General features: G+C 47.6%; 15 protein-coding genes and 1 pseudogene. 11 read left to right on the forward strand and 5 right to left on the reverse strand.

Annotated elements, in window-relative coordinates; genetic code table 11:
* Positions 1-73 precede the first annotated feature (73 nt).
* From KG631_RS16510 to KG631_RS16535, 7 genes and pseudogenes are all read left to right on the forward strand, one after another.
* Positions 74-706 (forward strand): DUF5343 domain-containing protein, encoded by a 633-nt coding sequence (locus KG631_RS16510; RefSeq protein WP_214000748.1) that lies wholly within the window; start codon positions 74-76, stop codon positions 704-706.
* Positions 703-1284 carry a Swt1 family HEPN domain-containing protein gene (locus KG631_RS16515; protein WP_214000749.1) on the forward strand — a complete coding sequence of 194 codons (582 nt, stop codon included), beginning with the start codon at positions 703-705 and terminating at the stop codon, positions 1282-1284. The genes KG631_RS16510 and KG631_RS16515 overlap by 4 nt, the downstream gene beginning before the upstream one ends.
* Positions 1285-1745: 461 nt before the next feature.
* Positions 1746-1859 (forward strand): annotated as a pseudogene (locus KG631_RS19310) (transcriptional regulator); the annotation flags it as partial.
* 128 nt (positions 1860-1987) lie between these two features.
* On the forward strand, positions 1988-2245 hold the full coding sequence (locus KG631_RS16520) for a type II toxin-antitoxin system ParD family antitoxin (protein ID WP_214000750.1): 258 nt from the start codon (positions 1988-1990) through the stop codon (positions 2243-2245).
* A 4-nt stretch (positions 2246-2249) separates the two neighbouring features.
* The gene (locus KG631_RS16525) at positions 2250-2555 is read left to right on the forward strand and encodes a type II toxin-antitoxin system RelE/ParE family toxin (RefSeq protein ID WP_214000751.1); all 306 of its coding nucleotides are present in this window, start codon (positions 2250-2252) and stop codon (positions 2553-2555) included.
* 179 nt (positions 2556-2734) lie between these two features.
* Complete coding sequence (locus tag KG631_RS16530) at positions 2735-3157, forward strand: DUF1801 domain-containing protein (protein WP_214000752.1); 423 nt, start codon at positions 2735-2737, stop codon at positions 3155-3157.
* 54 nt (positions 3158-3211) lie between these two features.
* Entirely contained in the window at positions 3212-4156 is a 945-nt protein-coding gene (locus KG631_RS16535; protein ID WP_214000753.1) for an alpha-L-glutamate ligase, read from the forward strand.
* A gap of 163 nt (positions 4157-4319) precedes the next feature.
* Here the strand turns inward: KG631_RS16535 and KG631_RS16540 are convergent, their stop codons facing one another.
* Complete coding sequence (locus KG631_RS16540) at positions 4320-5000, reverse strand: hypothetical protein (RefSeq protein WP_214000754.1); 681 nt, start codon at positions 4998-5000, stop codon at positions 4320-4322.
* 144 nt (positions 5001-5144) lie between these two features.
* On the opposite strand from KG631_RS16540, the gene KG631_RS16545 reads away from it, so the two are divergent.
* Positions 5145-6266: a serine hydrolase gene (locus KG631_RS16545; protein ID WP_214000755.1), complete on the forward strand. Its 1122-nt coding sequence runs from the start codon at positions 5145-5147 to the stop codon at positions 6264-6266.
* A gap of 92 nt (positions 6267-6358) precedes the next feature.
* Positions 6359-7162, forward strand: a complete 804-nt coding sequence (locus tag KG631_RS16550) for a PhzF family phenazine biosynthesis protein (RefSeq protein WP_214000756.1) — start codon at positions 6359-6361, stop codon at positions 7160-7162.
* Positions 7163-7442: 280 nt separating this feature from the next.
* On the opposite strand, the gene KG631_RS16555 is transcribed toward KG631_RS16550, so the two are convergent.
* The 3 genes from KG631_RS16555 to rnk form a co-directional block, all read right to left on the reverse strand.
* The gene (locus KG631_RS16555; protein WP_214000757.1) at positions 7443-8327 is read right to left on the reverse strand and encodes a hypothetical protein; all 885 of its coding nucleotides are present in this window, start codon (positions 8325-8327) and stop codon (positions 7443-7445) included.
* A gap of 198 nt (positions 8328-8525) precedes the next feature.
* Positions 8526-8990: a CreA family protein gene (locus KG631_RS16560; protein ID WP_214000758.1), complete on the reverse strand. Its 465-nt coding sequence runs from the start codon at positions 8988-8990 to the stop codon at positions 8526-8528.
* A gap of 198 nt (positions 8991-9188) precedes the next feature.
* Positions 9189-9593, reverse strand: coding sequence for a nucleoside diphosphate kinase regulator (gene rnk, locus KG631_RS16565; protein ID WP_214000759.1), 405 nt, complete (start codon positions 9591-9593; stop codon positions 9189-9191).
* A gap of 681 nt (positions 9594-10274) precedes the next feature.
* Between rnk and KG631_RS16570 the strand changes: the two genes are divergently transcribed.
* Both KG631_RS16570 and KG631_RS16575 read left to right on the forward strand, forming a co-directional pair.
* Positions 10275-10577, forward strand: coding sequence for a DUF6172 family protein (locus KG631_RS16570; protein ID WP_214000760.1), 303 nt, complete (start codon positions 10275-10277; stop codon positions 10575-10577).
* A 45-nt stretch (positions 10578-10622) separates the two neighbouring features.
* Positions 10623-11909: a DEAD/DEAH box helicase gene (locus tag KG631_RS16575; protein ID WP_214000761.1), complete on the forward strand. Its 1287-nt coding sequence runs from the start codon at positions 10623-10625 to the stop codon at positions 11907-11909.
* Between the two features lie 68 nt (positions 11910-11977).
* On the opposite strand, the gene katG is transcribed toward KG631_RS16575, so the two are convergent.
* A complete protein-coding gene (katG, locus tag KG631_RS16580) occupies positions 11978-14239 on the reverse strand; it encodes a catalase/peroxidase HPI (protein ID WP_214000762.1) in 2262 nt (753 codons plus the stop codon).
* Positions 14240-14439: the final 200 nt, after the last annotated feature.

Consider the following 14439-nt stretch of genomic DNA (forward strand, 5'->3'; position numbering starts at 1 on the left):
TACAGGGGCGGAAAATTTGGTGTTTAAATACGGATTTTTTCGTCCAAGAAGCGCTAACTTTTAAGGAGATAGTATGGCCCAACTTCCGTATATGATTTCTGCTTCGGCAGTAGGGAAAATTCTAGAAAAGATTAAAGAAGCGCCTACGCCATCAAAATTTACTCAGAACTATCTATCGACCACTTTGGGATTCGAAGGTGCCAATGATAAAGCGTTCACGTCCTATGCTAAAAGTCTTGGTTTTATAGATGCATCTGGGATTCCGACATCTCTATACAAGCAATTCAGAACGCCTTCACTGTCAGGTGGTGCGTTGGCTAAAGGTCTGATACAGGCATATAAGCCCCTTTACGACAGAAATGAGCGCTTCTATGAACTAAGCAAGGCAAAATTTCACGAGTTAGTTTGCGCCGAAACAGGGCTTGACCACGATAATGTAACGGCTAAGAGGATTACGAATACGTTCCTTGAAGCAAAAAAGTTGGCTTATTTCACGGCTATTGATGGCGCCGACGAAGATTCTGATTATGAAGAGCCTGTTGAAACGGACGAACAGAATCAGATGGAAGAACGACCACCAACCGTAACTCAGCATCATGTAGGAAAGCTCGGTCTCTCCTACAATATTAATCTAATCTTACCAAACACAGATGATCCCAAGGTTTTTAACGCAATATTCAAAAGCCTTAAGGAGAATTTGCTGTGACGGAGCACATCGAGAACCGTCTGCGCTCATTTTATTTTAGCTGCATGGCAACAAATGGCGATTTAGAGTTATTAGAGAAAAGTTGCCAGGTGAGGCTTGTGGAAAAAGATCATAAAGTTGAGAGCAGCATATCCGATTATTTCGAAGAGAGTATATTTCGAGAAGCAAATCAGATGGCTCAGCACTACATGACATTTTACTGCTTGGAGCGGTCGGCTCGAAATATTATTGTCGGAAAGCTTGAGGCAATACATGGAGGTGGTTGGTGGGGGGAAAAAGTCCCGCCAAACATCCAAACAAGCGCTTCACAAAACATGCAGCGTGAGCTTGATGCAGGCGTTACGCCGAGATCGGAAAGTGAAATCGATTACACCACTTTTGGAGAGCTTGGAGAAATTGTAAAAGCAAATTGGGCAGACTTTGGTGACATCTTTAAGAGCACAAAAGCATTCACAAAAATAATGACGAATTTAAATGTCCTCAGGGGACCGATAGCTCATTGCAGCCCATTGTCTGACGATGAGGTTCTCAGGCTAAAGCTAACCGTCAAAGATTGGATCAGGCTTCAGTCAACGTGAAGTTAACACTTCGCTTTTTCTGGACAATTTTTTCGCCGCTTCGCGGCTCCTAAATTGCCACAAGGCTCTGTCTTAGGCCGCAACCGAGTCACCCGAGTAAAATGGCGTATATATGATAGTTGAACCGCATTGGACAGCATATGTTTCCGCAATGACCATACCCGTTATTGCTGCATTCGGTGCATGGATTGCTTTTAAGCAGTGGCAAACGAATCAGCATAAATTGCAGTTTGAACTTTTTGAAAAGCGATATGCAATCTATTTCGCTGCTAAAGTCGTCAGGGTCAGGTCTTGCTTTTTGCCAATCCATAAACACAAGTAAGAAGACCTAATTCCACGGGCTATTGCTTGTTGCTTATCGATTATCGATATACGGTTGCTGATCTTGGCGTTTATCTTTCGCTGGCATGACGGTAATGCGTTAGACGTTGAAATTGTCGATTATCACTAACGGGGGAGTTATGTTTAAAAACGGCATGCGCGCAGTACACCCTGGTAAAGTATTGCGTGAAGATTATTTGTTAACACTGAATATGAGTGCCAATGCTTTGGCGCAGGCACTCCGGGTAACCCCAGTGGTTAAGCCACCTGAAAGAGAATGGCTGGAACCCCGTTTTGGTCAAGTTCGTAAGCTACAAAAATTGACAATCTTTGTCGCCAAGCCTAGCATAACGGATACTAGTGCTTACCCTTGGAGGCCATTATGCATGTATCCCTGACGCCCGAATTAGAGTCTCGCATTAAAGCTAAAGTTGAGAGTGGCCTTTACAACAATGCCAGCGAAGTTATTCGCGAAGCACTGCGTTTTATGGATACGCACGAAGACTGGATCCACGAAGTAAAAATGGCTCGTCTGCGCGAACAGCTAAAAGTGGGTACTGAGCAACTGGACCGTGGCGAAGGTATCGCAGTTGAATCAAAGGCCGCACTGGACGTGTTGTTTGACGATATAAAAGCCTAATAACGTGTCCGTTTACAAGCTCGTTGTCGCACCTGCTGCTAAAAATGACCTGAAAGAAATATATCAATTCGGGGTTGCGCAGTGGGGGAAAGCTCAATCAGATCGCTATCTATCAGCCATTAAAAATCAGCTTTGGTTACTAACAGAGCAACCGCTAATCGGCGTTGAACGTTCAGAACTTTTACTTCATATCAGAAGCTTACCCATTCAGAGCCATACCTTGTTTTACCGGGTTACTGCCAAGCAAGTAGAAATTATTCGAATGCTGCACGGCCGCCAGGACCCTCTGCGCAATTTAACCATACCCTAAACCTTAAAATCGAAAGGGTCAGTATCATTGATTTATAGCTGATTTGTTTCTGCTGGAACGTAAATGCCTCTATCGACCACTATTTATATCAGCTGACTGATGTAAACTCTGTTTTAACTAGAAATAAGTCGCTCGGTGCATTTACCGGGCAACACCCTATAACCAAGAAGGTTCAAGCAATGGCTGAACTCAAAACGAAAGCAACGGCTGCCAGTGTGGAAGAGTACATTGCTTCCCGAGCTTCTGACGAGCAGAAAACTGATTGCCAGGCCCTGATGTCGATGTTCAAAAGAGTTACCAACCATAGCCCGAAAATGTGGGGGCCAAGTATCGTTGGTTACGGCTCGTATCGTTATGTATATGACAGCGGAAGAACCGGCGAAGCCTGCCTGACGGGATTCGCGATTAGGGGGCGGGAACTCGTCGTCTATCTGTCCTGTGAAGATGCTGCACAGGAAACACTGCTGGCCAGACTGGGAAAGCACAAAATGGGTAAGTCCTGCCTGTATTTCAAACGGCTGGCTGATCTCGACAGCAATGTATTAGAGCAGTTAGTCGTCAATTCTATTGCTGCTGTGCAGCATCGTTACGGTATACTTTAGCCAGCGGTGACCCCCCCCTAAAACCATAACCCCGGTAATTAAAGGCTTAACCCAATGAGCAAGATTTACGTGCTACATGAAAACAATGAATGGACAGTTCACTTACAACGCAGGCTCGATGAATTAAATTACCCTTATGAGTTATGGCATTTAGATGAGGGCTCGATTGATTTATCGGGCGAGCCACCGCAAGGCGTTTTTTATAATCGGATGAGTGCATCGTCGCATACCCGGGATCACCGCTTTGCGCCTGAACTGGCTGGCGCGGTTATCGCCTGGTTGGAATATCATGGCCGTAAAGTGATAAACGGCAGCCGTGCCTTGAGTTTAGAGATCAGCAAAGTACACCAATACTTAGCGTTAGAAAAAGCCGGCATCGCCACGCCAAAAACCATTGCTGCCGTCGGAAAAAAGCACATTGTCGAAGCGGCTAACGCGCTGGGTATGGGCGCATTTATCACCAAGCATAATCGGGCCGGCAAAGGGCAGGGGGTGCAATTATTTCATTCAGTACAGGCACTACAAGATTATCTTGACGGGCCCAATTTTGATGCCCCGGTTGATGGCATTACGCTTATTCAGCAATATATTAAAGCACCCGAGCCTTTTATCATCCGGCACGAGTTTATTGGCGGTAAATTTTTATATGCGGTTAAAGTTGATACCTCTGCAGGCTTCGAACTTTGCCCGGCCGATGCTTGTGCAATAGGTGAGATGTTTTGCCCCACTGACGAAACACCAGCACAGCCCAAGGCTAAATTTGAAATACTGCAAAATTACCGGCCTGCGTTTATCGAGCAGTATGAAAAGTTTCTTCAAGCGAATGCCATTAAGGTTGCGGGTATCGAGGCAATTCAGGATGCCGACGGCAACAGCTATGCCTATGATGTGAACACCAATACTAATTACAATTCAGACGCTGAGGCGAAAGCGGGGCAATTCGGCATGCTTGAGCTGGCACAGTATCTTAAAGCTGAGTTAGATAAATTAGCTTCGTAAGCGTTTGGTTGTTGGAGGTATGGGGTCAGGAAGGCGTGGGGGCAGGTTCTGGAAATGATGGTATGGTAGATATGCATTATCGACAGGAAAGCACAGAGCAGGTTAGCCGGTTTTGATAAGAAATAACTGGCTCGCTATGTTGGTGGCAGTGCGTTAACGTGGCTCACTTTACCAGCAAACTTGCCTGAAACGCACTTTGCCGCCACAGCAGCGCCAGCCAGAGTGCATGCAGGTTTATCAGTAATGCTAATATCCATTCAAAGGCATCGTCCAGCTGGCTGTATAAATCTGGTACTACCGCAGTAAGAATGACAGAAATAATCCCCACTGTTAATGTCACTTTACATAGCCACATCAGGTATTTTCCAGTCTTATGCCAGAGGTGGTGCCGCAGTAAAGCAGCGCTTATCAGCAACTGCGCCAGGTACGTAAGCGAAAAATAGAGTACGACGCCAATACGGCGGGTGATGTTAAAACCCTCGCCCTCATGCCCAAGGGCCAGCGTGTATGCTGCCAGGGCAGCACATGCCACCAGCCCGAGCCATTGCACCCAATGCCGGCCATAACCAGTTGTGCCCAGTTGCACTAACCAACGGCCGTTAAGCCACCAGAACAACATACCGATTACTGCAGCCGGCAGCATGGTGCCTTTGAAGATAAAATAAGAGGTGCCATAGCGCCCTGTGCGGCTAATGCTGGTGCAGCTGTCCCAATAGGGTATGCACCAGGGCACGAACCCCTCTAAAACAGAAATGGCAAAAGTGACATGAATAGTAAATAGCGGAATAAGCCCGGCGAGTAGTGCCAGCCACCATAACTGAATGTTGTGGCTCTGAGCTGCCATGCTTAACATGCCTCCTGATAAAACAGAGCTTTCGAAATAGTAGATGCAAAAGCAGCCAAAACCAAGAGTTTCTGAAAGTCCATGCGTTTCACAACGGATTAGCTTAACCTTGTTGACTATCAGATATGCAGCAGGGCCTTTACAATGCCAATGAAAAAGGTAGAAGTACTAATAACCGCATTGATCATGAGCGGTTGTCAACAACATGGTTATCTTGCACATCCTGAGCAGCAACAGGTTGCAACTGAAAGCCCGGTACTTCGTGACAGTACAAAATCATTTAATAAAAATAAACTCAGCGAATTAAAGCAGTTTTTGGAACAAACCGGCACTTCTTCAATGGTGCTGATGCGGGCCGGTGAAGTGGTTTTTGAATATGGTGATATTCATGAAAAACATACCATTCACTCGATCCGCAAAGCCATGCTGAACTCGCTATATGGCATTTACGTTGAACGCGGGGTAATTGACCTTAATGCTACCCTTGCTGAGCTGAAAATTGATGATATCACTCCCCTTAATACAACCGAGAAAACCGCAACCCTTCGCCAGTTATTGCAGTCACGCTCGGGAGTTTATTTGCCTTCTGCAGCAACATCTGAAGGAATGCTGGCAGCAATGCCCCCACGGGGGGCACACAAACCTGGCGAGCAGTACGTTTATAATAATTGGGATTTTAATGTTGCCGGTGCCATTTTTGAGAAGCTGACCGGCGAATCAATTTACACGGCATTTTTGCGGGAAATTGCTAAACCACTTGGCATGCAAAACTATAACGGCACCTACACGACCATTGATGATGATACCGTTATTAGTGATCTTAAGGTGGATGGCTTTTATCAATATGAAGCTGATAAATCAGCATTCCCTGCCTATCATTTTCGGATGTCGGCTTATGATATGGCGCTTTACGGCCAGTTATATGAGAACTTTGGCGTGTGGCGTGGTCAGCGTATTCTGTCCCGCGACTGGATAGTGCAAAGCACAACCTCGTATTCTGTCACAAATTCTTATATGGACTTCGGTTATGGCATGCTCTGGTACGTGATCAATGCCAATGATAAACGGCCTGAGCAGGCGTTTTATCATACGGGTGTTGGTATCCATATGCTGGGGGTATACCCCGGCTCCGATCTGGTTTTTGTGCACCGGGTTAAAACCGAGTCGGATTATGAGTTTGACCAGCAAAACCTGTACAAGATTATTGGCCGGGTGTTTGACGCGCTTGAGACTAACGAAGAAAATAAAGCTAAACAGGAGGAATAAAACATCTCTGACAGCCGATGACAGTGCCAGAAACTGTCACTACAATAACCTGCAATACCTGTTACTGACGCGGTAAACCTAAGGAGTATGGCTTGGAACTAGCTATTTTTATTGTCGATGCCTTTACCCAACAACAGTTTAAAGGCAACGCTGCGGCAGTAGTACCACTTCAGCAGTGGCTGGCGCCTGACGTGATGCAAAGCATAGCCGCTGAAAACAACCTTTCTGAAACCGCCTTTATTCGCTCGTTATCAGCCAGTCAATATGAAATTCGCTGGTTTTCACCATTAACTGAAATTGACTTTTGTGGCCATGCCACGTTAGCCGCATCTTATGTGATATTCAAGCAACTGGGTGGGCAGGGGGAAATTGAGTTTATTACTTCTCAGGTCGGCTCGCTGTTTGTTAATCAGCATAGTGACGGCAGAATTGAAATGAGCTTTCCCAATCAATGCCCGGACGTAGTAGAACAGGTGCCGGCGACATTATTGGCTGGCTTATCTGTAACACCAATCCAGGTATTACAGAACCGTCAGGCTTACTTTGCGGTAATGGCTACGGAACAAGATGTAAAAAATCTGAGCTATAACTCAGAGCAGTTAAAGCTGTTAGCACCTTTTGATGTGGTGGTGACGGCGAAGGCCAATACCGACACCTATGAGTATGACTTTATTTCCCGCTATTTCTGGCCGGCGAACGGCGGCGACGAAGATCCGGTAACCGGATCAATTCATGCCGGCCTGGCGCCATATTGGGCTAAGCAATTGGCTAAAGATGAGTTGGTGGCCTACCAGGCATCAGCTCGGGGCGGCATATTATTTTGTAACATCAGCAATGACCGGGTGTTAGTGTCGGGGTTTGCCGTGTTGTATCTAAAAGGCACCGTATTTATATAGGGGTGGACTTGTATCTTGCGTCATGCCGGATACGACACTCTTCCTCACTCGCCGGGGCAACTCGCCCGTTGCCTGCGGCAGGACTCAGACACTCCCCGGCTCCTTCAATAGAGGTTCTATCCTCTATTCGTTAAGTCGGTAATTGGTAGATAACGGCTGGAACCCCGTTTTGGTCGACACAGAGTGTCTGAGTGAGTGCGCAAGCGCGAGCGAGTTGCTGTGGCGAGCCAAGGCGGGTGTTGCAGTTGTTCTCTCTGCATGCCGGGTTCAACACTCTTCCTCACTCCTCAGCTTGCCAAACCCGCTCTCGTAATAATTCGAGGTAAGGCCCGGACTCTGGTGCATCACTAAACCAGAGCCCCAGCACGTTTAAAAAATCCGGATGCTGGCGAACCTGGGGGAGTACCTGATTTATTTTTTCTATAGCCGCCCGGCCCCATGCTGAATTGGTACAACCGATAGCCCCCAGCACATGCTGGCCCTGAGTTTCCGCAATCTCCAGAAAAACTAAATTACTGCCGGTATTCTCTGCTTTATCAAAATTATGCAGGATCTGATACTCAAGGGTGTAGTCAAGCCTGCCTTTTTTAATCATTGCCAGAATGGCTACTGTCGCATTTTCACCGGTATGGGCAATGCGACTGATATCACTTTGCAACGCTTTATCTAAAATGCTTTGCACCGCAGGGTAATGGCGGCCATCGGGATAACCAAAACGAAAAGAGCGGTCATTGACTAAACTGGTAAGGCGGACCGGATTACCGTGTAATGCTTGTATTCTGCGGGCATTCTCGGTGGTGGTGATAATACCGTGAGGATAATAAAAGTGAGTAGGTTGGCTTTGAATGGTGTCGCCTGGTATCGGGCGGTAAATCATGCATGGAAAACATTGGTTTTCCTTGTTTTGAAATTGTTTGCGTATACGCGATTGAGGCAGCACATAACGATTACTTTTATGCTCGGGAAGGTGTTCATCTACAACATCTATCAGGGCATCACAAATCCCTAGACCGGCATGAGGGCCATCTAAAATATGAAAGGGTGGCGCGGTGTTTATTACCCATTCCAGAGACCTGACCTGATCTTGCTCAGGAACCTGGGCTATGGCGGGCATTATATTGCTCAGCAATAACGCCGCCGGTAACAGCAAATTCCTTTTTAGCATTATGTCAGTCTCCTCCCTATAAGCAGAATCACGGTTAGCTGGCCGGAAGTATTACATGTTGTCAGAAATCGCGACTGAACCCAACATTGGTATCACTGGATAATTGTGAAGATGGCTAAACGTTAATACGGTTGTCTATTCCCGTTCAGTTCATTCAGGCCAGTTAATCTTCGCCAACGTTTACTTTGCTGGTCAGTTTTACTGCTGCAGCTTAGTGGCATCATATGCTTTTGTGCCCCACAACGGCACGGTAGACAGGCTGTGCTTAAAGCTGCCGGACGTTTCTTTGGTGGAATAGGACACATACATCAGGGTCTGGTTTTCAGCATCGAAAATACGTCGGATTTTCATGCTTTTAAAGAAAATACTCTTTGATTTGGTAAACAGTACCTCGCCGCTATTGCTTTTGTCTATCTGGGCAATCATCTGAGCGGTGATGTCGCCGGTCTGGCGGCAGGCAATGGCGCTGTCTGAGGGATCGGCAAAATCCAGGTTAGCTTCGATACTGGAGACATGGCAGGTAACCCCGGTAACCACAGGGTCCACAATAGCATCCAGTTTGATATCCTTGGTGGTAAAAACACCCAGTGATACGTCACCGACTTCGTTTTTGTCACAACCGGCGAGTACCAACAGCAGTAATACACAGTATATGGGGCGCATGGTTATATTTCCTCAGATTATTGATGTTAATTCTGCCATTGTGGCAGCCGGCACTATAGCAACATCAGCTTTGAACCAGCATAGCATTGCCGGCAATATAAGTGTTAGATGTGGTAGTAACTGCTTTCAGGTTCACTGATATTTAATGGGCGAGCTACACTCATTTGCCTATCTATGAACCTGACTTGTTTATCTTGCTCAGCGATGATATGCCCCGGCGCGCTCTGGCTGATATAGAACATCTTCCACAGTAATAGTCGACATATCGCCATTGGGCAATGGCCAGTTAATTGTATCGCCGGTTTTTAAACCGATTAACGCGCAGCCAACCGGTGCCAGTACCGAAATAGTGTTGCCGCTTTGCGCCGCGTCTTTCGGGTATACCAGGGTTAAGGTGCTGGTTTTGCCGCTAGCTAGACGAAAACGTACAGTGGAGTTCATACTGACCACATTGGCCGGCAGTAGAGTTGGCTCTACAACGCTGGCCCGCTCCAGCTCCTGGCTTAACGTTGTAAAGCCGATGCTGTCTGCATTGAGGTTAGAAAGTAGTCTGTCCAGCCGATCGTAATCGGTTGTGGATAGGGTGATGTCGGGAGAGGTCATTACAGGCTCCTTAATTAACTTTATTTAACATTACGCACAGTTAGCATGCCAACGCGCGATTTTTGGGTAACAGAAATACATTACAGTTTGGCTTTACCAAGATAAAAATTGTATTAGTGATAAGCAGGTATTACGCCGGTTTCGCCCAGGGCAAAACCGGCCTAGGAATGGCAGGCAATAGCAGTATTATACTGGCAGTAAACAGCGGGGTTTAGTGCCTTGAGCTGATGGATGGTTTGCATTGGGCAACCATAGTTCATCGGCTGCATAACTGCAACAGGATTATTGCAGATGACTGTCTCTCGGTTACTGTGCTTTACGGCGTAGAGAATAATTTGTATCAGTATCAAAGCCTGTAATTACCCCTTCAGCTACCGTCAGAAAATAGAGACAACTATGCGCTTTAAAGGAAAAATAACCCAATGCGTCGATGACAAAGGCTTTGGTTTTATAAAGCCTTATTGACGGTTTTCCTGGTTTAGCGTGGCGCTTAATCTGGGGGCTGTGTGGTACCTGGCAACTATGTTCTGGACGTGAGCTCAGGGGGCATTAAGGTTTACTGTTGAGATTTTGCCGCTTAATTGCAGAAATTCGCGGTTAGCCACTACGCTTTCATGTAGAATGCGCACTTTGTAAGCGTGTTCAGCTTTTAGGCTTGACTGCCCACCTGTAGGATTTTTGATGAAAAAGACATTTGCGTTAACTCACCCTAAGCTGCAACCTGCTCGTTTAGTCGATGCCATTAAGCATGAGATTAAAAAGTACCTGGCCAGGGAACGGCGTAAATCGCTGCCAGACGGCACAGATTACTGGACGTTTGACTGCCGCTTTGGTGCGTCAGAAGCTGAAGCCAAACAGATATTTACCTCTGAAATTAACAAGCAAATCGATGCAGCGGCAGCGGCACAGTTACCTGAGTTTTATATTGAAATACTGGCCCGGGCGGCTATCCATAAACCGCGTGCGGCCGATGACGCTGAGTAATCTTTTTCTCCTTACTGACTGTAGCTATTCTACAGAGGAACTCTTATGCAATTTTCATCTTTAGATTTAGCGGCAGATTTATTACGTGGCCTGGCCGACTATGGCTACAGCGAAATGACGCCGGTGCAAAGCCAGGCTATTGTGCCGGCCCGCCGTGGTAAGGATTTACAGGTTACCGCGCAAACGGGTACCGGTAAAACCGCTGCTTTTGCTATTCCGATACTGCAGCAAATGCTGGATAAGCCTAAGGCCGCCATTGAAAAAAGGCCACGCGCTTTGATCCTGACCCCGACCCGCGAGTTAGCCGAGCAGATAGCCGCCGCGGTTAGCGCTTATGCACAGTTTTTACCAATCAGTGCTACTGCTTTATACGGTGGCGTGAAAATGGGTGGCCAGGCCAGTAAATTGGCTGCGGGTGTTGATATCGTTATTAGCACACCGGGCCGCTTGTTAGAACATATTGCCCTTGGCAACGTAATACTAAGTGATGTGGAATTTGTGGTACTGGATGAAGCCGACCGCATGCTGGATATGGGCTTTAGCACCGATGTGTTGAAGTTGCTGGAAATGACGGCAAGCAAGCGCCAGACTTTGCTGTTTTCTGCTACCACCTCACCGGCGGTTAATGAGTTATCGCATAAAATTTTGCGCAATCATCAGCAAATCCGGGTCGCAAAAACCAATAGCACGGCAGATACCGTAAACCATGTGATTTACCCGGTGGAAGAAAGCCGCAAAATCGAATTGTTTGAGCAGTTACTGGCTGAGCATAACTGGTTTCAGGTACTGGTGTTTACCAGCACCAAGGAGCAGGCTGACCGTTTATTAGCTGAGCTGCAAAAGCGAAAAGTTAACGCCGCGGTATGTCATGCTGATAAAAGCCAGGGTGCCAGACGCCGCGCTATTGCTGATTTTAAATCGGCTGAGTTGCAGGTATTAATTGCTACTGAAGTGGCGGCGCGCGGCCTGGATATTCAGGGCCTGGATTATGTGGTGAATTTTAACCTGCCGTATTTACCGGAAGATTATGTCCACCGGATTGGCCGCACCGGCCGGGCAGGGACCTCAGGTACTGCCATCTCCTTTGTCAGCCGGGAAGAAGAGCAAACCTTAGAGCGTATTCAAAAGCTGATTGGCAGTGATATAAAACGGATTAATAAGCCGGGCTTTGAAGTCAGTAACCGCGGCTCTTTACTCAAAAGTATCTCGCGTAAGGTATTGTCCGGCCGATCCAATAAAGCCAGTGAAACTGCCATTAACCTGGAAAAAAGCAGTAAGACAAAACCGAAAGCTAAGCCTAAGTCTGCAGCTAAGCCGCGCGGCGCTAAGTAAGCTAATAAAAGTGATAATAAAAAAGGGCCAACCGGCCCTTTTTGTCTCGTGGTGCTCGGAATTATCTGTTATCGATCCAGGTTCATTACCTTAGTCCAGGCTTTCACAAAGTCATCAACAAACTTTTGTTTTGAGGTATCAAAAGCATATACCTCGGCCACGGCACGCAGCTCTGAGTTTGAACCGAAAATCAGATCAACAGAAGTAGCAGTCCACTTTTGCTGACCGGTTTTACGGTCTAGTCCCTGATAAACGCCTTCGCTGTCAGCCTTTTGCCAGACAGTAGACATATCCAGCAAGTTAACAAAAAAGTCGTTATTTAAGGTGCCGGGTTTATCGGTAAAGACACCGTGTTTGGCACCCTGATAGTTGGCATCCAGCGCGCGTAAGCCACCAATCAGTACAGTCATTTCCGGCACACTTAAATCCAGCTGATCTGCCTTATCCACCAGCATTTCTGTTGGTGACTTGTAGCTGGCATCGGCGTCAAAGTAATTTCTGAAACCGTCAGCCGTCAGCTCCAGCAAGCTGAATGCATTAACATCAGTCATTTCCTGCGTAGCATCACCACGGCCCGGTTTAAAGGGGACGGTAATGGTGTAACCGGCGTCTTTGGCGGCTTTTTCAATCGCAGTTGCCCCACCGAGTACAATTAAATCGGCTAGCGATACTTTTCTTCTGCTCTTGTTAAAGTCGGTTTGAATGCCTTTTAATGCGTCCAGAACCTTAGCGGTTTCAGCCGGGTTATTAACCGCCCAGTCTTTTTGCGGCACTAAGGCAATGCGGGCACCGTTCGCACCACCACGCATATCGGTATCCCGATAGCTGGCAGCCGATGCCCAGGCTACGCGCACCAACTCTGGCACGGTTAAACCGGTATCCAGAATTTTGGCTTTCAGCGTTTTAACATCGCGCTCGTTAATGGTCGACTGGGTTTTTTGATCTATCGGATCTTGCCATACCAGCACTTCTTCTGGCACTTCGCTACCTAAAAAGTTACGTGGCGGGCCCATATCGCGGTGGGTTAGCTTGTACCAGGCTTTAGCGAAAGCCAGGCGGTATTCTTCCGGATCGGCTAAGAAACGCTCGGCAATTTTGCGGTATTCGGGGTCAACCTTTAGTGCTAAATCTGCGGTGGTCATTACCGGCGGGTTAAATTTACCGTCAATATGCGCATCCGGTACCGCTTTGTGCAGCGACTCATCGGTTGGGATCCACTGAATAGCCCCACCCGGGCTGCGGGTTTGTTTCCACTCGAAATTAAGCAGGTTGCTTAAATAAAGCGAGGTCCAGCGGGTTGGAGCCTGGGTCCAGGCGCCTTCCAGGCCGCTGGTAACGGTATCTTCCGAATGGCCTTTACCGCATTTATTTTTCCAGCCTAAGCCTTGCTCTTCAATATCTGCTGCCGCAGGTTCAGCACCCAGACAATCTGCTGCTTTGTGGGCGCCATGCATTTTACCAAACGTATGACCGCCGGCGATCAGCGCCAGGGTTTCTTCATCGTTCATGGCCATCCGCTCAAAGGCAACCCGGATGTTTTTGGCTGAACCCATTGGATCAGGCACGCCTTTTGGCCCTTCCGGGTTAACGTAGATCAGGCCCATATGGGTAGCACCGAGTGGCCGTTGCAGTTTGCCATCGGCATCTTCCCGATCACTGGCCAGCATTTCCACTTCCGGGCCCCAGTACACCATATCGGGTTCCCAGTCATCAGCGCGGCCGCCGGCAAAACCGTAGGTTTCAAACCCCATGTTTTCCAGTGCGACATTGCCGGCCAGTACCATTAAATCTGACCAGGACAAGGCTTCGCCATATTTCTGTTTAACCGGCCACAATAGCCGCCTGGCTTTGTCTAAATTGCCATTGTCCGGCCAGCTGTTCAGTGGCTCAAACCGTTGCTGGCCACCACCCGCGCCGCCGCGGCCATCCAGAGTACGATAGGTACCGGCGCTGTGCCAGGTCATCCGGATAAAGAACGGGCCATAATTGCCAAAGTCGGCCGGCCACCAGTCCTGCGACTCAGTTAGCAGCGCATCGATATCCTGCTTTACCCTGGCCAGGTCAAGTTTATTAAAGGCGTCAGCGTAACTAAAGTTAGCGCCATAGGGGTTAGAGCGTGCATCGTGATCGCGCAGCGCCGATAAATCAAGTTGATCCGGCCACCAGAATTGATTATCCCTGACAGCGACGCCTTTACTTGCGCCGGTAGCAACCGCGCCCTGCGGCTTGGCCATTTCAGGTTTTTGCGGATCGTTGGCAAAAGCCGCACCTGATGCCAGCAGCATGCTCATCATGCCGGCCAGTATGGTTTTATTAAGATTATTATTCATTGTTCCCGTCCTTTTATTAACCCATAGTTGTTGTTTACAAGCAGGTGTTGGTACTGATGAACGATGTTGTTTAGTTTGCCGCCACAGCAGCGCTTAACAACAGGCCTTAACGGACTGACATTGATAACGCTGCAGACCGATAAGTGACGCTGAAAATAGTATAGTAAGTTACTGATAGATTTACGTGAAATAAAACGATT

This window comes from Arsukibacterium sp. (genome assembly GCF_018402695.1).
In the GTDB taxonomy this organism is placed as follows: Bacteria; Pseudomonadota; Gammaproteobacteria; order Enterobacterales; family Alteromonadaceae; genus Alishewanella.